18 protein-coding genes are annotated in these 20,163 nt (G+C 69.8%); 4 read left to right on the top strand and 14 right to left on the bottom strand.

Features of this window, described 5'->3' with window-relative positions; translation table 11 throughout:
* Position 1: 1 nt before the first annotated feature.
* The 9 genes from V5F67_RS17895 to V5F67_RS17855 form a co-directional block, all read right to left on the bottom strand.
* On the bottom strand, positions 2-748 hold the full coding sequence (locus V5F67_RS17895; RefSeq protein ID WP_394021608.1) for an enoyl-CoA hydratase/isomerase family protein: 747 nt from the start codon (positions 746-748) through the stop codon (positions 2-4).
* A gap of 84 nt (positions 749-832) precedes the next feature.
* Positions 833-1,966, bottom strand: coding sequence for a C4-dicarboxylate TRAP transporter substrate-binding protein (locus V5F67_RS17890; protein ID WP_394021609.1), 1,134 nt, complete (start codon positions 1,964-1,966; stop codon positions 833-835).
* Positions 1,967-1,991: 25 nt separating this feature from the next.
* Positions 1,992-3,299 carry a TRAP transporter large permease gene (locus V5F67_RS17885; protein ID WP_394021610.1) on the bottom strand — a complete coding sequence of 436 codons (1,308 nt, stop codon included), beginning with the start codon at positions 3,297-3,299 and terminating at the stop codon, positions 1,992-1,994.
* 51 nt (positions 3,300-3,350) lie between these two features.
* Complete coding sequence (locus tag V5F67_RS17880; RefSeq protein WP_394021611.1) at positions 3,351-3,893, bottom strand: TRAP transporter small permease; 543 nt, start codon at positions 3,891-3,893, stop codon at positions 3,351-3,353.
* A 160-nt stretch (positions 3,894-4,053) separates the two neighbouring features.
* Positions 4,054-5,442, bottom strand: coding sequence for an acetyl-CoA carboxylase biotin carboxylase subunit (locus V5F67_RS17875; RefSeq protein ID WP_394021612.1), 1,389 nt, complete (start codon positions 5,440-5,442; stop codon positions 4,054-4,056).
* 73 nt (positions 5,443-5,515) lie between these two features.
* Positions 5,516-5,938, bottom strand: a complete 423-nt coding sequence (locus V5F67_RS17870; RefSeq protein WP_394021613.1) for a MaoC family dehydratase — start codon at positions 5,936-5,938, stop codon at positions 5,516-5,518.
* A gap of 11 nt (positions 5,939-5,949) precedes the next feature.
* Positions 5,950-7,113: an acyl-CoA dehydrogenase family protein gene (locus V5F67_RS17865; protein WP_394021614.1), complete on the bottom strand. Its 1,164-nt coding sequence runs from the start codon at positions 7,111-7,113 to the stop codon at positions 5,950-5,952.
* Between the two features lie 53 nt (positions 7,114-7,166).
* Positions 7,167-7,946 (bottom strand): SDR family NAD(P)-dependent oxidoreductase, encoded by a 780-nt coding sequence (locus V5F67_RS17860; protein ID WP_394021615.1) that lies wholly within the window; start codon positions 7,944-7,946, stop codon positions 7,167-7,169.
* A 186-nt stretch (positions 7,947-8,132) separates the two neighbouring features.
* Positions 8,133-9,794, bottom strand: coding sequence for a class I adenylate-forming enzyme family protein (locus tag V5F67_RS17855; RefSeq protein ID WP_394021616.1), 1,662 nt, complete (start codon positions 9,792-9,794; stop codon positions 8,133-8,135).
* Positions 9,795-10,053: 259 nt separating this feature from the next.
* Here V5F67_RS17855 and V5F67_RS17850 point away from each other — a divergent pair, with 259 nt between their 5' ends.
* Positions 10,054-11,457: an aminotransferase-like domain-containing protein gene (locus V5F67_RS17850; RefSeq protein WP_394021617.1), complete on the top strand. Its 1,404-nt coding sequence runs from the start codon at positions 10,054-10,056 to the stop codon at positions 11,455-11,457.
* A gap of 53 nt (positions 11,458-11,510) precedes the next feature.
* On the opposite strand, the gene V5F67_RS17845 is transcribed toward V5F67_RS17850, so the two are convergent.
* Genes V5F67_RS17845 through V5F67_RS17835 form a run of 3 tightly spaced genes read right to left on the bottom strand, consistent with a single transcriptional unit; the run spans position 11,511 to position 14,758 of the window.
* Positions 11,511-13,133: a rhodanese-like domain-containing protein gene (locus V5F67_RS17845; protein ID WP_394021618.1), complete on the bottom strand. Its 1,623-nt coding sequence runs from the start codon at positions 13,131-13,133 to the stop codon at positions 11,511-11,513.
* 3 nt (positions 13,134-13,136) lie between these two features.
* Positions 13,137-13,592: an FAS1-like dehydratase domain-containing protein gene (locus tag V5F67_RS17840; protein ID WP_394021619.1), complete on the bottom strand. Its 456-nt coding sequence runs from the start codon at positions 13,590-13,592 to the stop codon at positions 13,137-13,139.
* 11 nt (positions 13,593-13,603) lie between these two features.
* Positions 13,604-14,758, bottom strand: a complete 1,155-nt coding sequence (locus V5F67_RS17835) for an acyl-CoA dehydrogenase family protein (protein ID WP_394021620.1) — start codon at positions 14,756-14,758, stop codon at positions 13,604-13,606.
* 167 nt (positions 14,759-14,925) lie between these two features.
* On the opposite strand from V5F67_RS17835, the gene V5F67_RS17830 reads away from it, so the two are divergent.
* A complete protein-coding gene (locus tag V5F67_RS17830) occupies positions 14,926-15,429 on the top strand; it encodes a flavin reductase (protein ID WP_394021621.1) in 504 nt (167 codons plus the stop codon).
* A gap of 6 nt (positions 15,430-15,435) precedes the next feature.
* On the opposite strand, the gene V5F67_RS17825 is transcribed toward V5F67_RS17830, so the two are convergent.
* Positions 15,436-15,657: an acyl-CoA carboxylase biotin carboxyl carrier protein subunit gene (locus V5F67_RS17825; RefSeq protein ID WP_394021622.1), complete on the bottom strand. Its 222-nt coding sequence runs from the start codon at positions 15,655-15,657 to the stop codon at positions 15,436-15,438.
* Between the two features lie 175 nt (positions 15,658-15,832).
* Here V5F67_RS17825 and V5F67_RS17820 point away from each other — a divergent pair, with 175 nt between their 5' ends.
* Together V5F67_RS17820 and V5F67_RS17815 are read left to right on the top strand one after the other, a co-directional pair.
* Positions 15,833-17,371, top strand: coding sequence for an acyl-CoA carboxylase subunit beta (locus tag V5F67_RS17820; protein WP_394021623.1), 1,539 nt, complete (start codon positions 15,833-15,835; stop codon positions 17,369-17,371).
* An 11-nt stretch (positions 17,372-17,382) separates the two neighbouring features.
* The gene (locus V5F67_RS17815) at positions 17,383-19,005 is read left to right on the top strand and encodes an FAD-dependent oxidoreductase (RefSeq protein WP_394021624.1); all 1,623 of its coding nucleotides are present in this window, start codon (positions 17,383-17,385) and stop codon (positions 19,003-19,005) included.
* On the opposite strand, the gene V5F67_RS17810 is transcribed toward V5F67_RS17815, so the two are convergent.
* Positions 18,996-20,135 (bottom strand): mandelate racemase/muconate lactonizing enzyme family protein, encoded by a 1,140-nt coding sequence (locus V5F67_RS17810; RefSeq protein ID WP_394021625.1) that lies wholly within the window; start codon positions 20,133-20,135, stop codon positions 18,996-18,998. The genes V5F67_RS17815 and V5F67_RS17810 overlap by 10 nt on opposite strands.
* Between the last annotated feature and the right edge of the window lie 28 nt (positions 20,136-20,163).

The raw sequence follows: 20,163 nt of genomic DNA, 5'->3' as shown, positions 1-20,163 counted from the left end.
GTCATCCCTCATCCTGCCGCGTCGCCCGCGCCCGCCTGAGGCGGTTCTCCACATTCACCTGTTCCGCCGCGTCCATGGCGCTCGCGCGGTCGGATCGATCGCTGGTGCGCACCATGCGCTTGACCGCCGCGACCAGCTCGGCGGGATGTCCGACAAGCTCGGCCGCCCGGCGCGTGGTCTCAGCCACAGCGTCTGCCCCCGGAGGCAGCACCACGAGGCCCGGAATCTGCGCCTCGGCCGCCGTGAAGATCCGTCCGTTGGCGAGCAGGTCGAACGCCACCAGGGGACCGGCGCGCCGCACGATGCCGGGCACCACCAGCGCCGGCACGACGGCATGGCGCATCTCGGGGAAGCCGAGCCGGGCGTCGGCGGCGCAGACCGCGACGTCGCACGCGAGCGCCAGGGCGCATCCGGCCCCGAGCGCGAAGCCGTGGACCTCGGCGATCACCGGCTTGTCGATCTCGCCCGGCGCGTCGAGCAGGCGCCGCATGCGGTGCGCGTGGGAGGCGGCCTCGAAGGCCTCCGTGATGCGCGCCGTCTCCTTGAGGTCGGCGCCGGCGGAAAATCCGGCGCCGGTTCCGGCCAGAACCACGACCCGTATCTCGGGATCGGCGCCGGCGTCCTCGATCGCCTGCGTGAGGGCGGCGACGAGCGCGCCATCGAGCGCGTTGCGCGCCTGCGGCCGGTCGAGCACGAGACGGCGAATGCCATCCCCGTCCTCAACGCGCAGCCTGTCATCAACCGGCATCTCTTCCTCCAGCCGCGGCCCCGCATGAGGCCCGGCGAACACCTGCCGCAGGCTCGTCGCGAGCCCGCGGCAGCGTTCAGCCCCTCACTTGATGGGGTTCTGCACGTCGACCTTGGAGTAGACCTCCTCCCACAGGAGGCGTTTGAACGTCGCCGCGTCACGGCCGTTCTTCTCCAAGAGCCCGCGCCACTTGTCGGCGAGGCGGGTCAGCTCGGCGGCGATCTTCTGGGGGTCCTTCACGCCGACCTTGGCGCCCTTCTCGACCGCAGTGGCCGTGTACTTCTTGGCAAAATCCTGGACAAACGCGCCGAATTCGGCGTCGCCCTTATAGAATTTCGTGCCCTTCTTCGTGTACTCCGTCACGACGTCCTCGTCCTCGCGGATGTAGTTGAAGATCGAGTCCGTGACGAGCTGGGGCAGGTTCTGGACGATCGCCTTGCGCTGGTCGACGCTCAGGGCATTCCACTTGTCGATGCGCAGGTCGAACAGAGCGGCGCCGAGGAAGCCGCCGAGCGGGTCGAGGAGCACGAACTTCGCCGCCTCGCCATAGGAACGGGCCTTCTGGGCGGCGATCGAATGAAGCGCGCAGTCGATGATGCCGCGATCCAGCGCCTCGTAGCCTTCGTCGGGGCTGACGTTCACCGGCACCGCGCCGAGCGCCCGGGCGAGGTCCGCATAGGCGGAGATGCCGCGCACGCGCTTGCCCTTGAAGTCCGAGAGCTTCTTCAGCTCCGTGCGGCAGTGGTAGACATAGGGCGTCAGCGCGTAGGTGGCGAGGAAGCGGGTGTTGAACTTCTTGAACTCGTCCGTGCATTGCGGGCAGTTGAACAGCTCGAGCTCGTTCAGCACCGCGGTCATGACGAGAGGCTCGTCGTTGAGCAGGCTGAACTCGGCCAGGAAATTGTCCACCGGCATCTCGGTGGGAATGTAGGCGCCGACGAAATAGCCCGCATCGGCGATGCCGTCGCGGACGCCGCCGGGAATGTCCTTGCCCGAGAGCAGGGACGATCCGAAATGGTACTCGAACTTCAGCGTGCCCTTCGAATCCCGCTCCACGTCCTGGAAGTAGCGCACCAGCACCGGGTTGGTGATGTGCTTTGGATTGAGGTAGTTGGCGTAGACGATCTTGACGGGATCCGCGGCGAGCACCGGCGTCGCGAGCAACGGGGCGGCGCCGCAGGCCGCGGCCAGTCCGGCGGCGAAGAGTGTGTGTTTCATCTTGGATCCTCCCAGTTTTATTTTTTCACTTCATGATATTAGGCAAGAAAAGCGAGATTTGCGGGAAGGCGATCAGCAGGATCAGCGTGATGATGTCGGTGACGATGAACCACATCACCCCCTTGAAGATCGTCTCCAAGGGCACGGATTTGCCGACCACGCTCTTGATGACGAAGACGTTGAGGCCGACGGGCGGCGTCACCAGGCCGATCTCCAGGTACTTGATGACGAGGACGCCGAACCAGATGAGATCGAGGCGGGCGGCTTCCAGCACCGGCAGCATGATCGGCAGGGTCAGCAGCATGATGCCGATGGAATCCAGGAACATGCCGAGGATGATGTAGACCACCGAGGCGCCGACGATGATGTAGAGCCAGTGCAGTTCCATGCCGTCGACCACGTGGGCCACGTAAGCCGGCAGGCCGGACACCGCCATGAAGCGCGAGAGCAGGAAGCCGCCGAGCGCGATGAACAGGATGGTGGCGGTGGAGTTCACCGATTCCACCACCGATTCCTTGATCACGCGCCAGTTCAGGGTGCCGCGCAGCGCGACGATGACGAAGGTCATGAACGCGCCGCCGGCCGCGGCTTCGGTCGCGGTGAAGATGCCCACATACATGCTGCCGATCACCGCCAGCACCAGCACCGGAAGCGGCCACACGGCCGCCAGTACCTTCCAGCGGTCTGCCCAGCTCACCTCCTCCTCCACCGGCGGGGCGAGGGACGGATTGAGCTTGCAGCGGATCGCGATCATGGTCGCGAACATGATCGCCGAGAGGATGCCGGGGATGACGCCCGCCACCAGCGCCTGGCTCACCGAGACCTCGGCGAAGATGGCGTAGAGCACCATGAGGATGCTGGGCGGAATGAGCGAGCCGAGCGTGCCGGCGGCCGCCACCGCGCCGGTGGCAAGGCCGGGGTCGTAGCGGTAGCGCAGCATCTCGGGGATCGCGATGCGCCCCATGGCCGATGCGGTGGCGACGCTGGAGCCGGAGGCGGCGGCGAACATGGCGCAGGCGGCGGTGCTCGCCACCGCGAGTCCGCCCGGAAGGGCGCTCAGCCACAATCGCGCGGCCTTGTAGAGGCTCTGGGTGAGGCCGCCGTGATAGGCCACCGTGCCCATGAGGATGAACATGGGCACCGCCGACAGCGACCAGTGGGCGATGAAGTTGTAGGGTTGCTCGGCGAGCACGCTCAGCGCCGCGGCCGGTCCGCGGATGACCAGCATTCCCACCACCGACACCGAGGCCAGCGCGAAGGCGATCGGCACGCGCACGGCTAGCATCAGCAGCAGAATTGCGATTGCGAGAATGCCGACGGTGATCGATGACATGGCTGGCCCTTGAAGACGTCGGTTCGAGAAAAGGCGGCAGGATGCGCGGCGTCAGTCGACGTCGATGGCGTGGCCATGGCGGGCGCTGCCCTGAGCCGGCTTGCCGGAGACGGCGGCGCGCGCTTCCTCCGCCGCGTTGAGCAGGAGATAGAGCGCGAGCACCAGCGCGCCGGCCACCACCAGCCAGCGCGTCGGCCAGATGGTGACGATCACGGTGCCGACCGCGTATTCGCCGGCCCGCGTCATGGCGAGCGCCTTGAAGTAGGTCGCGTAGCAGAACACGAGCGTTCCGGCGGCGCAGGCGAGATAGACCACGGCGTCCAGCGAAGCCACGATGCGCGGCGGCAGCCAGCCGGTGAACAGCTCGATGATGACGTGCCCCTTCTCGCGCTGCACGCAGGCGAGCGGCAGGAATGTGACAGCGACCATGAAGTAGTTGGCGGTCAGCTCCTGGCTGCCGGGCACGGTGCCGTTGAACAGGCCGCGCATTCCGGCGTCGCCGACGACGATCACCATCATCAGCACGATGCTCACGCCAGCGGCGAGCAGCAGCACATTCGCGATCGGATCGAGGATCCTGCGCGCCAATCCCATGGGTCCCTCCCGGGTGCGCCGGCTGTGCCGGTCGCATCTTCGTTGACTCGAACTATAGCAAAGGCTTGATCCAGATCAATACAATTTGTCCAGATTGATACTTAGAGCGGTGGTAATAATCTGGAAATGGCTGCCGGCTCGGCGCACGCCGCGGTGCGGTTCACGCAGGCACGGCATTCTTGGACAGGCCGGCCATCAGCTGAGGCCCGTTGCGGACAATGAAATCCGTCGTGATACTCCCGGTCCGAAAGTCCGGATGGGCGAGCACCGCGCGCAGGAAGGCGAGATTGCACCCCACGCCATCGATACACGTCGCCGCCAACGCGTCGTCGAGGCGGCGGCGCGCCGCCTCGCGGTCGGCGCCCCAGGCGATCACCTTGGCGATCATGGGATCGTAGAAGGGCGTGATCTGGTCGCCGGAACGCACCCCTGAGTCGATGCGCACGCCGGGCTGCGGCGCGGGCAGATCGAGCCGCGCCAGCCGCCCGGGCGTGGGCAGGAAGCCGCGCTCGGGCGCCTCGGCGTAGATGCGGGCTTCGATGGCGTGGCCGTCCGCCTGCGGCGCATCGGGGATCGCCGCCGAAAGGTCCTCGCCGGCCGCCTGGCGCAGCTGGAGCGCCACCAGATCGAGGCCCGTCACCATCTCGGTCACCGGGTGTTCCACCTGGATGCGGGTGTTCATCTCCAGGAAATAGAAGCGGCCGGTCACGGCATCGACGATGAACTCGACCGTACCCGCGCCGAGATAGCCGACCCGCTCCGCGAGCCGGGCGGCCGCATCCCTCAGTCCGCGCGCGACGCCGTCGGGCAGGTTCGTGGCGGGGCTCTCCTCGATCACCTTCTGGAAGCGGCGCTGCACCGAGCAGTCCCGTTCGGGAAAGGCGACGGCGCGGCCGGGCGCGGTGCCGAACACCTGCACCTCCACATGGCGTGCCGCGGCGACGAAATGTTCGAGATAGACGCCGTCGTCGCCGAAGCTGCGGGCCGCCTGCTCGCGGGCGCGCTCCACGGCGGCGGCGAGGTCGCCGGCGGCGTCCATCCGGCGCATGCCGATGCCGCCGCCGCCGCCGGTGGCCTTGACCAGCAGGGGGAAGCCGACGGCGGCGGCGCGGGCAATCAGGTCCTGGCTTGTCTCATCCGTCAGCCGTCCCGATCCCGGCAGCACCGGAACGCCGGCCTCCTCGGCGCGGGCGCGGGCGCGTCCCTTGTCACCCATCTCGGCGATGATGGCGTCGCCGGGGCCCACGAAGACGAGGCCCGCGTCCGCGACCTTCCGCGCGAAGGCGGCGTTCTCCGAAAGGAATCCGTATCCGGGGTGGATCGCCGCGGCGCCGGTGGCGCGCGCGGCGGCGAGAATGGCATCGGCGTCGAGATAGCTCTGCCGCGCCGGGGCGGGGCCGATATGCACCGCCGCATCCGCCAGCGCCACGTGCAGCGCGTCGCGGTCGGCGTCGGAATAGACGGCGATGCTTCTCAGCCCGAGGCTGCGGCAGGCGCGCGCGATGCGGCAGGCGATCTCGCCGCGATTGGCGATGAGGACGCTCTTCATCGACCCCTTTCCCGGTTTGGCGAACGTGTGGGCCCGTGGCGCAGGCACGGGAGCGGAAGCCGCGTTCTCCGTCTCAACGCGGGAGCGGAAACGCGAGGGTGGCCGTGCCCTGGAACACGCGCCGCCCCTCGACCTCGCCGACGATGGCGAGATCGCAGCAGGGAACGCCCGCCCGCATCTCCTTCGCCGTCACCTCGACGGTCATCACCACCACGTCGCCCGGCCGCACCGGATTGAGGAAGCGGCCTTCGATGTCGCGCACGAACGCGCCGGGGCCGCCGAGCGCGCAGGCGCTGCGCCCGGCGATGGCCATGGTGAGCATGCCGTGGGCGATGACGCCGCCGAGCCCGGCCTCCTGGGCGTAGGCCTGGTCGAAATGGATGCGGTTGAAGTCGCCGGAGGCGCCCGCATACATCACCAGCTGGCGGGTGGTGACGGCATCGCTCGAAAGCGTGTGCCGCTCCCCCACCGTCAGTTCGTCGAAGCGCCGCCGCATCGCCCCGCGCCTCAGCGCTGGAGGGTCGAGTCGAAGGTCTCGTTCAGCACCGCCTGGCCGACGATCTGCGCCGTGCGGTCATGGCCGGCATGGAGCACGTGGGTCTCCAGGTCGCGCAGGTAGCGGGCGAGCGGATACTCGTCGAACAGCGCCGTCGAGCCGACCGCGTGGATCAGCTTGTGCGACAGCTCGAAGGCGACGTGGGCCGCCGTGGACTTGGCGCTCATGGAGAGCAGCTCCGCCTCCACCACCGAGCGGGTCTTGAAGGCGCGGATGGCATCGTGGAAGATCGCGCCGGCCGCATCGAGGGCGATGCGCATCTCGCCCATGCGCATCTGGATCAGCTCCGCCTTCCCGCGCCCGCGCTCGATCAGGTACTGGCGGCACCATTCGTACATGCCCTCGGTGGTGCCGAGATAGTTGGCGGTGAAGCCGAGATGGAACCGGCCCTGCCAGCGCCCGCGCGGATAGGCGCCGGGCTCGCCCAGCACATGGCTGTCGGGAATGAACACGTTGTCGAGGGTGATGATCGGGCTTGCCGCGGCGCGCATGCCGTTGGGCCGGTACCAGTCGTTGTCGATCGTCACACCGTCCATGCCGGGTTCGACGATGAGCATCTGGTGGTTGTCGAGATAGTTGTTCACGCCCTCGATGGCGGCGAAGATGATGGCGAAGCTCATCATCGGCCCATTGGTGGCGTAGTTCTTCTCGCCGTTTAGGATGAAGCCGCCGTCCACCCGCTTGGCGGAGGTGTTCATCATGTACATGTGCTTGCGCTTGGCCTCGGAGCCGACGAAGCCGGTCAGCGTCGGGCGCGCGAACATGGGCTCGATGAAGCGCTCGCGCTGCTCAGGCGTGCCGAGGTCGTGCACCGCCCAGGCGGTGTGGTTCTGCACCTGGTAGCAATGGGCCGTGGAACTGCACCCGCGCGCGATCACGCGCAGCGCCTGCAGGTAGGTGGAGGGATCGTTCGTGGTGAGGTTCGAGCCCTTGCCGCCCATCTCCTTGGGCAGCGTCGTGGTCAGCCAGCCGCGGGAGAAGAGCGCCTCGATGTTCTCGCGCGGCATGTCGCAATTGGCGTCATAGCTCGCGCCGCGCGGGCGGAACTCACCGATGGCGAGGGCTTCCAGCTCCTTGATGTCGTCGCGCTCCAGCGCCTCGACGGGATCGATCATCGTCTCCTCCACTTCGTTCGGATTGTTCTTGGCTGTTGGCTCCGGCGGCGGCATCAGCCGCGCCGCGTCTCCGGGCCGCCGCTGGCATAGACCACCTGCCCGTTGACGAAGCCCGCCTCGTCCGAGCACAGGAAGCAGACGAGGTTCGCCACGTCGCGCGGCACGCCCACGCGGCCGATGGCGATGGTCTTGGCCCGCATCTGGCGATAGGCCTCAGGCTCGTGGCCGAGCCGGCGGGCGGTGATCTGCGTCATCTCGGTGTCGATGAAGCCGGGGGCCACCGCATTCACGTTGATGTTGAAGCGCCCGAGTTCCAGGGCGAGCGTGCGCGTGAAGCCCTGGAGGCCCGCTTTGGCGGTGGAATAGTTCACCTGCCCGCGATTGCCGAGGGCGGAGGTGGAGGAGACGTTGCAGATCTTGCCGTAGTTCTGCGGCACCATGTGGCGCTGGGCGGCGCGGGTGCACAGGAAGGCGCCGCGCAGATGGACCCCCATGACGAGGTCCCATTCCTCGTCCTCCATCTTGTGGATCAGGTTGTCGCGGGTGACGCCGGCATTGTTCACCAGCACGTCGACGCCGCCGAGCCGCTGCGCCACCTCGTCCACCATGGCGTCCACCCGCTCGCGCACCGCGACGTCGCAGGCGATGCCCACCGCCTGGGTGCCGTAGGCTGCGGCGATCTTCGCCGCCGTGGCCTCGGCGGCCGCAGCATCGAGATCGACGATCGCCACCGCGGCGCCGTCCTCGGCGAACCGTTCCGCCGTCGCCCGGCCGATGCCGCGCGCCGAGCCGGTGACGATCACCCGCCGCCCGGAAAAACGCTTCTCCCCCATCGCGAGCCTCTCCCGTCGGGCACCGCTCCGCAGGTCGGCGGATGCGGCGTCTCCTTTATTGTTGAGCTATTCTGAGCACGTTCAAATTATATTGTCACCAATAATATGGTGATAATAGGCCCGATTGATGCGATGAGATGGTAACAATATCGCCGCGCCTCGATCGCGCTTCCGGCGCCCGTCCGCTCAGGCCGATGCCGGCTGGGCCGGCGCGGGCGCGGCGAGCCCCAGGCGGTCCAGCGCATCGGCGCGCAGCTTGAATTTCTGCACCTTGCCGGTCCCGGAGGTCAGCGGCAGCGCGTCGATGGAGAACACGCGGGCCGGCATCTTGTAGGAGGCGATCTGCGGCTTCAGGAAGCCGAGCAGGTCGGCCTCCTGCGCGGTCGTGCCGGCGGCGGGAACCACGAAGGCGACGCCCACCTCGCCGTGCTGCGTGTCCGGAACGCCGACGATGGCGCAGACTTCCACCGCCGGATGGCGCTGCAGCACGTATTCCACCTCTGCCGGGGAGACGTTGAAGCCGCGCGACTTGTAGGTGTCGCCCAGCCGGCCGAGCAGCGTCACGCGGCCGGTGTCGTCCTGGCGCCCCCAGTCGCCGGTGCGCAGCCAGCCGTCGGGGGTGAGCGCGCGGGCGGTTTCCTCCGACTTCTTGTAGTAGCCGAGCATGATGGAATAGCCGCGCACCCAGATCTCGCCCGGCTCGCCCGCCGGCATGGGGGCGAGCGTCTTCGGGTCGACGATGGCCACCTCCAGGTCCGGCAGCGGCCAGCCCTGGGTGGCGTGGCGCACATCGCGCGGATCGTCCCAGCGGTTGCGGGTGACGACCGTGGTGGTCTCGGTCATGCCGTAGCCGGTGATGGTGCCGGGCACGCCCAGTTCGTCCTCCACCTGGGCGAGGATGTCGGGGTCGATGCTGAGCGTGTAGGCGAGCCGCAGGGACGACGTGTCGGTCGTGCGGAACTCCTTATGCGCCAGGAGCTGGCGCAGGATCGGTGGCAGCACGTGCATGCCGGTGACCTTCTCCCGCGCGATCGCGGCGAGGCAGGCGCCGGCGTCGAACTGCTCACCCAGAACCACCTTGGCGCCGCGGACCCAATAGGGGGCGATGCCGTTCATGGTGGCCATGGAGCCGAACATGGGGATGGCCAGATAGAGGCAGTCCTCGGCGGTCAGATCGACCCGGATGCCGATGTCCCAGGCCTTGCGCCATAGGCAGTGGGAGATCATCGCGCCCTTGGGCAAAGCGGTGGTGCCGGAGCTGTAGGAGATGATGGCGGGGGAGGCGGGATCAGCCGCTAATCTCGGCATTTCGTGCCTATTCTCGCCGAGTCCGGTTCCGCCGAGTCCGGTCCAGGTTATGGCTCCGGCATAGCCGCGGGTCGTCTCCTCGCAGACCACGACGAAATCCAGCATCGGCAGCGCTGCGCCGGCAATGGCGCCGGGCGTTCCCGCGCGCAGGCCGGGGCAAAGTTCCGCCAGCGTTTCGAGGAAGTCCGGGCCGTCCCCCGCATCGGCCACGACCACCGCACGGCAGTCCGACTGGCCGAGCTGGTAGGCGATCTCGTCGCGCCGCAGCCGGGTGTTGAGCATCACGCAGACCAGTCCCATCTGCGCCGCGCCAAGCCAGGACCAGACGAATTCCGGCCGGTTCGGCATCAGGATTCCGACTTTGTCGCCCGCCTTCAGTCCCAGCGCGGCGAATCGCCGGGAAGCGGCGTCCGCCTCCCGGCGGAGGTCGGCGAAGGAGAAGCGCCGGTCGCGGAACACCAGCGCATCGCGCGCGCCGAAAAGCTCCTCCAGCAGCGCCAGGGCCTGCGCATAGGTCGCGTCGCGGAACGGATTGCTCATGGTTGATTCCTTCCCTTCTGTCGGCGCGGCTCGCTTGGTGGAGTGGCGCGCCAATTGCTTGATTCGGGTCGAAGCGCCGGCGCGCGGGGCCGGGCGCAGGCGGGGGCGGCATGCGACTGCGCCATTCTCCCGCGCGGGGTGGGACGCGGACGCCGCGCCCGCGAGGCTGCCCGGCTCCGGAACATCCCTGTATCAATGTAGCCGTCAGATGAGTTACATTGGCGCCAATATTGATCGTCGATCGGAGCACCCGAACGCCATGACTGACGCCGCCGGCGCGGGGGTATGGACACCCGACATTTCGAAGTTCGAAGGCCCTCGCTACCTCGCGCTGGCGAGTGCCATCGCCGAGGCCATCGACAGCGGCGAGCTGCCGCTCGGCGCCCAGCTTCCGCCGCAGCGTGACCTCGCCGAGCAGCTCGGCGTGACGGTCGGCACGGTGGGGCGCGCCTACAACATCATGAAGCGGCGCCAGCTGGTCTCCGGCGAGGTCGGGCGCGGCACGTTCGTGTGCCGCGGCGTTGAGGCCACCATTCCCAACTATTTGCCCGAGCGCATGCCCGGCACCATCGATTTCGCGTGCTACCGCTCGCCGGTCGCGGGCCTGTCCGAGGAGCTGGCGAAGGCCATGGCGCACGCCACCGCGCGCGCGGCCCTCATGCCGTTGCACAAGTATCCGCCCGCCGAGGGCCTGCTGACCCACCGCACCGCCGGCGCGCAGTGGATCCGCCGCTCCGGCCTCCAGGTGACGCCCGACCGCGTGGTCGCCTGCGGCGGCGGCCAGCAGGCGCTGCTGGTGGCGATCAGCGCCACGGTCGGCCCCGGCGAAACGCTGCTGTCCGAGGCGCTCACCTATTCCGGCGTCAATTCCCTCGGCGCGCTGCTCGGGCGCCGCCTGGCGCCGGTGGCCATCGATTGCGAAGGCATCGTTCCCGAGGCGCTGGAAGAGGCGGTCGCCGCCACCGGCGGGCGCTGCCTCTATCTCCAGCCCACGGTCCACAACCCGACCGCGGCCATGATGTCCGAGAAGCGCCGCCAGCGCATCGCCGACCTCGCGCGCCGGTTCGATCTGGTGCTGATCGAGGACGACGCGGCGATCAGCGGCATGACCGAGCGGCCGCTGCCGATCGCCCATTTCGCGCCGGAGCGCACCATCTATCTCAGCTCGTTCGGCAAGAGCGTCACGCCGGCCCTGCGCGTCGCCTACATGGCGAGCCCGCCGGCTCTGTGCGAGCGGCTGGTCCACACCCTCCACGCGCTGATGCTCGCCAACGCGCCGCTGCCGCTGGAGATCGCCGGGGCGATGATCGCGGACGGCTCGGCCGACGCCATCGCCCGCCACAACCTTGCGGAGCTGCGCGCTCGCCACGAGGCGGCGCTGAAGCTGCTGGAGGGCTGGAAGGTGTCGAGCCACCCGGCGGCGTTCTTCCAGTGGCTGCACCTGCCGGCCCACTGGCGGGCGGCGGAATTCTGCGAGGCGGCCCATCGCGAGGGAGTCTCGGTGGTGCCGTCGGAGAACTTCACCATCGGTGGCGCGACGCCGCCCCGGGCGTTCCGCATCTCCGTCAATCCGGCGCAGAAGACGAGCGTGCTCGCCAAGGGCCTCGATATCCTCACCCGCCTCGCCCGCGAGCGCCCGCAGCCGCGCATGGCCGTGGTCTAGGCCGCGCGGGAAGGGCCAAGGCGGCGGCGCGGGCAGCCGGCTCGGCCGGGCGCTCATGCCTGCGGCTCCGGCGCGCCGACATGGCCGTGCAGCGCGATCTCCCAGTCCAGATAGGCGCGCATGCCGGCGAGGCCCCGCCGATAGGGCGGCTCCACCACGTCGTCGGCGGCCGCGCCCTCCGGCAGGCCTTCGGCCACAGGCAGGCCGGCCGCGCGCCATGCGGGAACGCCGCCGTCCAGCACCTGGACCTGCGCGAAGCCGAGGCGCGCCAGGGTGCGGGCGGCGAGGATGGATTGCGCCGGCTCGGCGGAGGCGAGCACCACCGCCCGGCCTTGGGGCAGCCCCGGCGCAAGCACCTCCAGCGAGCCGCGCGGCAACCAGAGCGCGCCGGGCAGGTGGCTCGCCATCAATTCGCGGCTCGATCCCACGTCCACCACCACCGGCCGGGCCTGCGGGGGGGCTTCCAGGCGGCCGGCGAGGATCGCCGCATCGATGAAGGCGGTGGCGGCGCGCGCCGCCGCAAAGCCCAGAGGCGCGGGCCGCGGGCGGCCATTCTCCTCGCTGCGGCTAGAGGCGCGCCAGGCGGGCATGCCGCCGGCGAGCACGTGCACGCGGGGAAAGCCCATGCGCCGATACCAATAGGCCGCGAGCAAGGCGCGGGCGTCGCCATCGTCCACGAACACCATGTCGGCGCCCGGCACGGCGATGAAATCGTCCGCCCGCTGCACCGCCTGCCCGCCGGGTGTGAACGCGGCGCCGGCGATGTGCCCGGCGGCGAAGGCTTCCTTCGTCCGCACGTCCAGGATGCGCGCCCCCGCCGAGGGATGCGCGAGCAGCGCCGCGAGCTCCGCGGGCGGAAGCAGGCTCACGCCGGCGTCGCGCGCGAGCGCCTCGGCGCGGGCGGCGGCATGTTCGCAACTGGTGGGGGAGGGGGGCGCCGTCGGGGCCTCGCCGTGCGCCAGGGCGCGGCCGGCCAGCCGCCAGCCCATGGTGCCGTTCTCAAGCGCGAACACCGCGCGCGCGCCCAGCAGCGCCAGAGTGGCGGTGCCGATGATGGAGCGGGTGCGGCCGGCGCAATTGACCACGACCGTGTCGCAGTCCGCCTCCAGGTCCGCGAGCCGGAGCGCCAGCTCGAAGCCGGGCGCCGAGCAGGCCGCGGGAATGTGCGCGTCGACGAACTCTTCCGCCGTGCGCACGTCCCAGACGGCGATGCGCGCGCCAGCCGCGCGGCGGGCATCGAGCGCCGCCGCATCGAGATGGCGCACCCCGTCCTCGGCCAGGACACGCTCGCCGAAGGCCTTGCACGGCACGTTGACGCCGGTGGCCGGCACGCCGCCCAAAGCGCGCCAGCCGTCGAGGCCGCCGTCGAGCACGCTTACGCGCGTGTAGCCGAACGACCGGAGGTCGTCCGCCGCCAGCCAGGCGCGCCGGTCGTCCCCGCCATCGTCATAGAGCAGCACAGGCGTGGTGCGGGCGGGCACCAGCTCTTCCATGCGGAATTCGAGCCGGCGGCGCGGCAGCGACGTGGCGCCGGGGATATGGCCGCGCTCGAAGGCGCCGTGCTCGCGCACGTCGAGCAGCGCCCAGTCGCGGCATGGCCAAGTGTGGCGCGGATCGGCCAGTGCCGCGGCGAAGGCGTCCGCCGTCATCAGCGGCGCGGTGGCGATGGCGTCCATCGCTCAGCTCGCCGGGGCGGCGCGATAGACCATCACCCGCCGGTGGCGGTAGACCGGCGCGCCGGAGGCATCGCGGCCATCGATCTCCTGGATCAGCAGCTCCATGGCGCCGGAGCGCGCCTGCTTCTCCTCGACGCCGACGAAGGTGATGCGGCAGGTGAGGACGTCGCCCACCACGATCGGCCGCACATAATGGAAGCCCTGCTCACCCGCGAGCACGCGCCGCCGGTCGAGGGGGCGCGTCCATGGCGGCTCCTCGGGCGCGAGAAAGGAGACCGGGAAGGTGGGTGGCGCGATGATGCCGGCATAGCCCTGCGCCCGCGCCGCATCGGCGTCGCGGTACACGGGGTTGGGCTCGCCGATGGCGTCGGCGAAGCGCCGCACGGCACCCTTCTCCACCTCGACGACGTAGGGGGCGCTGCGGCTGCCGATGAGCGAGCGGTCGATCTCGACGGTCACGGCGGTCTCCCTCAGGTCTTCTTCCACTGGCTGTTCTCGCGTCCCAGGATGGCGGCCGCGATCATGTTCTTGTGGATCTGCATGGTGCCGCCATAGATCGAGCCGCCGCGCACCTCGGCATAGCGGTGGGCGAGGGGATATTCCTTGGTGTAGCCGTTGGCCCCGAGCACCTGGATGGCGTCGTCGCAGATCTCCTTCGCCGCCTTGGCGGTGAACACCTTGGCGATCGAGGTCTCCAGCGGCGCGGGCAGGCCCGTGGCCTGCGCGGTCGAGGCGGCGCGCATGACCAGGAGGTGGGCCGCGTCGAGCTTCACCCGCATGTCGGCCAGCATCCACTGGATGCCCTGGAAATCGCAGATCTCGCGGCCGAACTGGCGCCGCTCCTTGGAGTAAGCGAGCGCATACTCGTAGGCCGCGCGGGCCGAGCCCAGCATGCGCGCCATGCTGCCGAGGCGCTCGGCGTTGTAGACGCTGATCAGCTTGCCGAAGGCGCCGCCGTCGAGCAGCACGTTCTCCTTCGGCACCCGGCACTCGTCGAAATAGAGCTCGAACAGGAGCTCGTCCGCCATGTTGAGCGTGCCGCTCGAATGGCGGAAGCCGGGCGCATCGTGGGGGACGATCACCGCGCCGATGTCGGAGGCCTTCCCCGAGGAGCCGAAGCGGCAATAGACGAGCGTGAACTCGTTGATGTTCACGAAGCTGACGAACTGCTTGGAGCCGTTGAGGACCACGTGGTCGCCCTCGATGCGGGCGCGGGTCTTCAGGGCGGTGGCGGCCGAGCCGGCCTCGGGCTCGGTGATGCCGATGGAGATGCCGATCTCGCCGCGGCACAAAGGCTCGACGAAGCGCGTGCGCTGGTCGGGCGTGCCGTATTCCGCGACGGCGCCGATCGCGCCGGTGGAGGTGCGGTGGCTGAGGCCGCCGACGATGGGCGCGCAAGCCTGGAGCGTCTGGATCACCAGCAGCGTGTCGAGCAGTGGCAGGCCGAGGCCGCCATGCTCGGGCGGCAGGTTGAGGCCGAGAAGCCCCTGCTCGGCCATGGCGCGGCGCAGCCGGCGCACGCCCTCGACGCTGGTGTCGGCCACCAGCGGGGCGAGCTTGCGCTCACAGGCGCCCTTGGCGGCGTCCATGAGCTCCTTCTGGCGATTGGTCAGCTGAAAATCCATCCCGGCCCTCTTCCTGCCCTGCTGGCGCGCCTTTCCAGAGGGCGCACCAAAATGTATCTATTTTTATCGTCACATTGTGTCTTGAACGTTACCCTACATCAAGGCAAATTTGAGCGGATCGCGGGATTGTACCCCGCCATCCAACACAGAACGGGAGGACATGTCCCATGCCGCGCTTCGACGCCGTACCGGAGGATGACTTCAAGCGCGGCATGCGCCGCCTCGCCGCCGCCGTGAACGTGGTCTCGACCCTGGACGGGGGGCGCCCCGCCGGACTGATCGCCACCGCGGTGTGCTCGGTGAGCGCCGGGCCGCCGAGCCTGCTCGTGTGCGTCAACCGGGGCACCCGCGCCCACGGGCTCATCGTCGAGGCCGGCGTGTTCTGCGTGAACGTGCTCGCCGCCGACCAGATGCCGTTCGCCCGGCAGTTCCTGGCGCGCGACCCGGCCGAGCGGTTCGCCTCCTGCCGCTGGTCCACCCTCGCCACCGGCTCGCCGGCGCTCGACGAGGCGATGACCAATTTCGATTGCGAGGTGTCGTCCCAGTTCAGTTCTGGAACCCACGACATCCTCGTCGGCCATGTGGTGGCCATGCGGCAGCGGGAGAGCGGCAATCCCCTGCTCTATTTCGAGGGCGACTACCGCCACATCGGCCAAGGCGAGAGTGCCTGAGCGCGCTCAGTCCTCGACGACCGCCACGGTCTGGCCCTCGTCCACGCCGTCGCCCGCGGCCACCAGGATGCGGGCGACGCGGCCGGTGCGGGGGGCGACGAGGGGGATCTCCATCTTCATCGATTCGACCACCACCAGCGTGTCGCACGCCACCACGGCGGCGCCCTCCGCCGCCGCCACCTCGAACACCACGCCGGTTACGCTCGACACCACATCATGCTGCGCCATGGACCCGTTTCCCGCCTGTCTGTGTGGGTTCGCCCGGCCGAAAATTACCGAGACGATATGATGACAATATGATATAAATGAATTGATATTTGAAGTAACAATATAACCAATTCGCCGCGAAAGACGGCGGCGGCCCGCACGGGCCGCATGCGAGACGGGAGCGAAGCCGGCCCACATGGACGAGGACACGCTGAAGGAACTCGAAGCGCGCCGCGCGGCCGCGCGCGCCATGGGCGGCGCTGCCGCGCTCGCTAAGCTGAAGGCCGCGGGCAAGCTCGATACGCGGGCGCGGGTGGAGCAGCTGCTCGACCCCGGCTCGTTCCGCGAGATCGGCCTGCTCGCCCGCAGCCAGCACGGCGCGCTCAAGGCCCGCACGCCAGCGGACGGCCTCGTCGCCGGCTGGGGTACCATCGATGGGCGCGAGGTCTACGTGGCCTCCGAGGACGCCTCGGTGATCGCCGGGACGCGTGGCCGCGTCGCCGAGGCGAAGAGCCAGCGTGTGCGCGATCTCGCCTTGCGCCACCGCCGCCCCTTCATCGCGCTGATGGAGGCCGGCGCCGGCCGCTTCCAGGAAAACAACGGCGCCATCGCCGCCGGCCTCGGGGCCCGCTTCAAGGAGCATTTCCAGCTCTCCGGCCGGGTGCCCCAGGTGGCGGCGGTGATGGGCGCGTGCTTCGGCGGGCCGTCCTTCACGGCGCTGCAGTCCGATTTCGTCACCATCGTCGCCGGCTCCGGCTTCATGGGCATGTCGGGGCCGCCGGTGGTGAAGGTGGGCATCGGCAAGGAAGTCTCGGCCGAGGACATCGGCGGAGCGGAGAAGAGCGCCGCCGTCACCGGCCAGGCGGACCATCTGGCGCAGAGCGACGCCGAGGCGCTGGCGGCGATCCGCACCTTCCTCTCCTTCCTGCCCTCCAGTTGCGATGCGATGCCGCCCGACGCCGCGCCGCGGCCGGCCGCCTGCGACACGCCCGAGGGTGCGGCCAGGCTCACCACGATCGTCTCCGACAACCACCGCCGCGCCTACGACATGGAGGAACTGATCCGCCTCCTCGTCGACGGCGGCGAGATGTTCCACTACCGCCAGAACTACGGGCCGAGCCTCGTCACCGCGTTCGCCCGCATGGACGGGCACGCGGTGGGCATCCTCGCCAACAACCCCATGAGGATGGCCGGCGCCATCGACGAGAAGGGCATCCAGAAGGCGCGCAAGTTCGTCGACACGTGCGATGCCTTCCACATCCCGCTGGTGTTCCTGGTGGACTGCCCCGGCTTCATGGTCGGCCCGGAGATCGAGAACCAGCGGATGGTCTCGCTCGCCTCGCGCTTCCTCAACAGCGTCATCGGCGCGAGCGTGCCCAAGGCGACCATCGTCCTGCGCAAGGCGGTGGGCCTCGCCTATCTAGCCATGGGCGGGCGGGTGATGGCGCCGGACGCCCTCGTCGCCTGGCCCACCGCGCAGTTCGACGTGATGGGCCCGGCGGCCGGCGTCGAGCTCACCTACGGCAAGGAGATCGCGAAGGCGGCGGACCCGGTCGCGCGGCGCCGTGAGTTGCTCGCCGGCGCGGAGGCGCAGGCCTCGGCCTATCTCGCCGCCGAGATGGCGCTGATCGACGACGTCATCACGCCGGCGGAGACCCGCGGCGTGATCCTCGACGTCCTCGCCCGCACGCGCTCCGGGCGCGTGCCCTCCTTCAAGCACCGTATCGATCCATGAGGCCGGATACCATGAGGCAGTCGCTGCCCGCATCCTGGGACATGGAGACCGACGTGCTGGTGGTGGGGTTCGGCGCCGCGGGCGCCGTCGCCGCCATCGAGGCCGCCGACCGCGGCGCGCGCACCGTGCTGATCGAGAAGATGGCGTTTCCCGGCGGGCTGTCCGTGGTCTCCGCCGGCGGCATCCGCGTGAGCGCCGACCGCGCGACGGCGCTCGCTTATCTCGAAGCCACCTGTGGTGGCCGCACCCCGCAAGACATGCTGGAGGCGCTCGCCGCCGGCATGGTGGAGGTGGAAGGCTATATGCGCGGGCTTGCCCGGCTCAGCGGCGCGAAGGTCCGCGTCACGCCGGCGCTCGGCAATTATCCGCTGCCCGGATACGAGGCGCTCGGCTACTGCGAGGTTGAGGCGGTGCCGGCGCTGGAGGAGCGCACTTCATTCCCCGAGGCGGGCGCGGTGAAGAACGGCACGCGCCTCTTCAAGGTGCTCGCCGATAACGTCGCGGCCCGTCCGGTGGAGGTGCTGATGTCGACCCCGGCGCGCCGCCTCCTCACCGACGGCCACGGCGCGGTGATCGGCCTCCTCGCCGAGCGCGACGGCCGGCCGTTCGCCATCCGCGCCCATGGCGGCGTGATCCTCGCCTGCGGCGGGTTCGAGGCCGATGCGGAGATGCAGCGGCAGTATTTCCAGAAGGGCGCCGTGCTCACCGGCTCGTTCCGCGGCAATACCGGCGACGGCATCCGCATGGCCCAGGCGGTGGGCGCCGACCTCTGGCACATGTGGCACTATCACGGCCCCTACGGCCTCGTGCATCCGGATCCGGACTATCCGTTCGGCCTCTATCTCAAGGCGGTGCCCATGTGGACGCCGGCGCTCAGCGGGGCGGGGGCGCTCGGCGCCGCCACCCTCGGCACCGATCCGGCGCCGGGCAGGGCCTCGGAGAAGGTCCTGCCCCGCCTCGCCTGGATCCTGGTGGACCAGGCCGGCCGTCGCTTCATGGACGAATATCCGCCCTATCCCGGCGATACCGGCGTGCGCCCGTTCGACGCCTTCGACCCGAAGCGGCAGGGCTTTCCGCGCGATCCTGCCTTCCTGATCTTCGACGAGGCTGGCCGGCGCATGTATCCGCTGGGACGCTCGGTCCATAACGACCCGCACCCGCACCTCGCCTGGAGCGCGGACAATGCGCGCGAGATCGAGGACGGCATCTTCCAGCGCGCCGAGAGCCTCGACGCGCTCGCGGCGCTGATGGGCGTGCCCGCTGCCGAGCTGCGCGCCACGGTGGAGGCCTGGAACGCCGCCGTCGCCGCCGGCCGCGACGCGGCCTTCGGGCGCCTGCCGGAGACCATGGCGCCGATCGGCGCGCCGCCGTTCTATTTCGGGCGGGTGCGGCCGGTGGTCATCAACACCCAGGGCGGGCCGCGCCACGACGTGCGCCAGCGCGTGCTGGACCCGTTCGGCGCGCCGATCCCCGGCCTCTATGCGGCCGGCGAACTGGGCAGCCTGTTCGGCCACATCTATATGAGCGGCGGCAACCTCGCCGAATGCGTCATCGGCGGGCGCATTGCCGGCCGGCAGGCGGCGGAGGCGCGCTCGCGCGCGCTCCAGCCTCAGACGCTCGCGCCTCAGACGTAGCAGGGGCCTTCGATGAGGGGGTGGGCGGCGAGGAAGGCCTCATCCACCTCGATGCCGAGGCCCGGCCCCTCGCGGCAGGTCACGGTGCCCTCGGGCGTGAGCGCGTAGGGCAGGCCGCAGACCTCGTCGCGGAACGGATTGTGGTGGGCGACGTCGCCCTCGAAATAGCCGGGATTGTCCACCGCGCACATGAGGTGGAGCGTCGCCACCATGTTGATGCCGGTGGCCGAGGTGTGCGGGTTCACCGACAGCTTCCAGGCCGAGGCGAGGATGGCGATGCGGTGGCACTCGGTGATGCCTCCGGCCTTGGACAGGTCCGGCTGCACGAAGGTGACGGCGCCGTCCGCGATCAGCCGGGTGAACTCGTAGCGGGTATAATGGTTCTCGCCCGCCGCCAGCGGCACCCGGCCGAGCTTCGCGAGGTCCTGGTAGCTGCGATAGTCCTGCGGCGGGAACGGCTCCTCGAACCAGCCCACGTTCGCCGCCTCGTAGGCCGGCATCACCCGGCGCGCATGGTCGGGGGTGCAGCCGGTGTTGCCGTCCACCAGGATGTCCACGTCCGGTCCCACGGCGGCGCGCACCGCCTCCACGCGGGCGATGTCGCGGCCGGGGACGTCGCCGCCGCGCAGCTTCAGCGCCTTGTAGCCCTGGGCGACGTAGGCGGCGGCCTCCTCGGCCAGCGCCTTGGGGTTCTGCCAGCCGAGCGAGATGCCGCCGGCATAGGCCTTGATCGGCTTCGGCGCGCCGCCGAGCAGGCGGTGGATCGGCTGGCCCATCGCCTTGCCGCGGATGTCCCAGAGCGCGATGTCGAGGCCGCTCAGCGCCAGGGCGGCGGCGGCGCCCATGCCGTGGCTCGCCAGCTGCATGCGGTAGACCTTCTGCCACACGCCGACCACGTCGAGGGCGTCCATGCCGAGCACGAGCTCCGACAGGGTGGTGTCGATGAGCTTCGCCACCGCGCCGGGGCAGCGGCCATGGTGGGCCTCGCCCCAGCCCACCACGCCCGCGTCGGTCTCGACCCGCACCAGCACGGCGTCGCGCTTCACGGCGCGGCCGATGCCGAGGGTGACGTTCTTGCCCTCCGGCACGCGGAAGGAGATGGGGACGGCTTTGATGGAGGCGATGCGCATGGTCGGTCTCGGGCTCGGTCGTTCGCCC

It is taken from the genome of Xanthobacter pseudotagetidis (assembly GCF_043194795.2).
Taxonomy (GTDB): Bacteria; Pseudomonadota; Alphaproteobacteria; order Rhizobiales; family Xanthobacteraceae; genus Xanthobacter; species Xanthobacter tagetidis_A.
Note: the sequence above shows the minus strand (reverse complement) of the source record. Positions and strands in the feature narration are given on the sequence as shown.

Bases quoted from the DNA above. Each gene is read 5' to 3' on its own strand.
- V5F67_RS17825 (WP_394021622.1), bottom strand. From the start codon at position 15,657: ATGGCGCAGCATGATGTGGTGTCGAGCGTAACCGGCGTGGTGTTCGAG.
- V5F67_RS17865 (WP_394021614.1), bottom strand. From the start codon at position 7,113: ATGATCGATCCCGTCGAGGCGCTGGAGCGCGACGACATCAAGGAGCTG.
- V5F67_RS17885 (WP_394021610.1), bottom strand. From the start codon at position 3,299: ATGTCATCGATCACCGTCGGCATTCTCGCAATCGCAATTCTGCTGCTG.
- V5F67_RS17880 (WP_394021611.1), bottom strand. From the start codon at position 3,893: ATGGGATTGGCGCGCAGGATCCTCGATCCGATCGCGAATGTGCTGCTG.
- V5F67_RS17895 (WP_394021608.1), bottom strand. From the start codon at position 748: ATGCCGGTTGATGACAGGCTGCGCGTTGAGGACGGGGATGGCATTCGC.
- V5F67_RS17835 (WP_394021620.1), bottom strand. From the start codon at position 14,758: ATGGATTTTCAGCTGACCAATCGCCAGAAGGAGCTCATGGACGCCGCC.
- V5F67_RS17830 (WP_394021621.1), top strand. From the start codon at position 14,926: ATGCCGCGCTTCGACGCCGTACCGGAGGATGACTTCAAGCGCGGCATG.
- V5F67_RS17860 (WP_394021615.1), bottom strand. From the start codon at position 7,946: ATGGGGGAGAAGCGTTTTTCCGGGCGGCGGGTGATCGTCACCGGCTCG.
- V5F67_RS17855 (WP_394021616.1), bottom strand. From the start codon at position 9,794: ATGAGCAATCCGTTCCGCGACGCGACCTATGCGCAGGCCCTGGCGCTG.
- V5F67_RS17810 (WP_394021625.1), bottom strand. From the start codon at position 20,135: ATGCGCATCGCCTCCATCAAAGCCGTCCCCATCTCCTTCCGCGTGCCG.
- V5F67_RS17845 (WP_394021618.1), bottom strand. From the start codon at position 13,133: ATGGACGCCATCGCCACCGCGCCGCTGATGACGGCGGACGCCTTCGCC.
- V5F67_RS17820 (WP_394021623.1), top strand. From the start codon at position 15,833: ATGGACGAGGACACGCTGAAGGAACTCGAAGCGCGCCGCGCGGCCGCG.
- V5F67_RS17850 (WP_394021617.1), top strand. From the start codon at position 10,054: ATGACTGACGCCGCCGGCGCGGGGGTATGGACACCCGACATTTCGAAG.
- V5F67_RS17815 (WP_394021624.1), top strand. From the start codon at position 17,383: ATGAGGCAGTCGCTGCCCGCATCCTGGGACATGGAGACCGACGTGCTG.
- V5F67_RS17870 (WP_394021613.1), bottom strand. From the start codon at position 5,938: ATGCGGCGGCGCTTCGACGAACTGACGGTGGGGGAGCGGCACACGCTT.
- V5F67_RS17890 (WP_394021609.1), bottom strand. From the start codon at position 1,966: ATGAAACACACACTCTTCGCCGCCGGACTGGCCGCGGCCTGCGGCGCC.
- V5F67_RS17875 (WP_394021612.1), bottom strand. From the start codon at position 5,442: ATGAAGAGCGTCCTCATCGCCAATCGCGGCGAGATCGCCTGCCGCATC.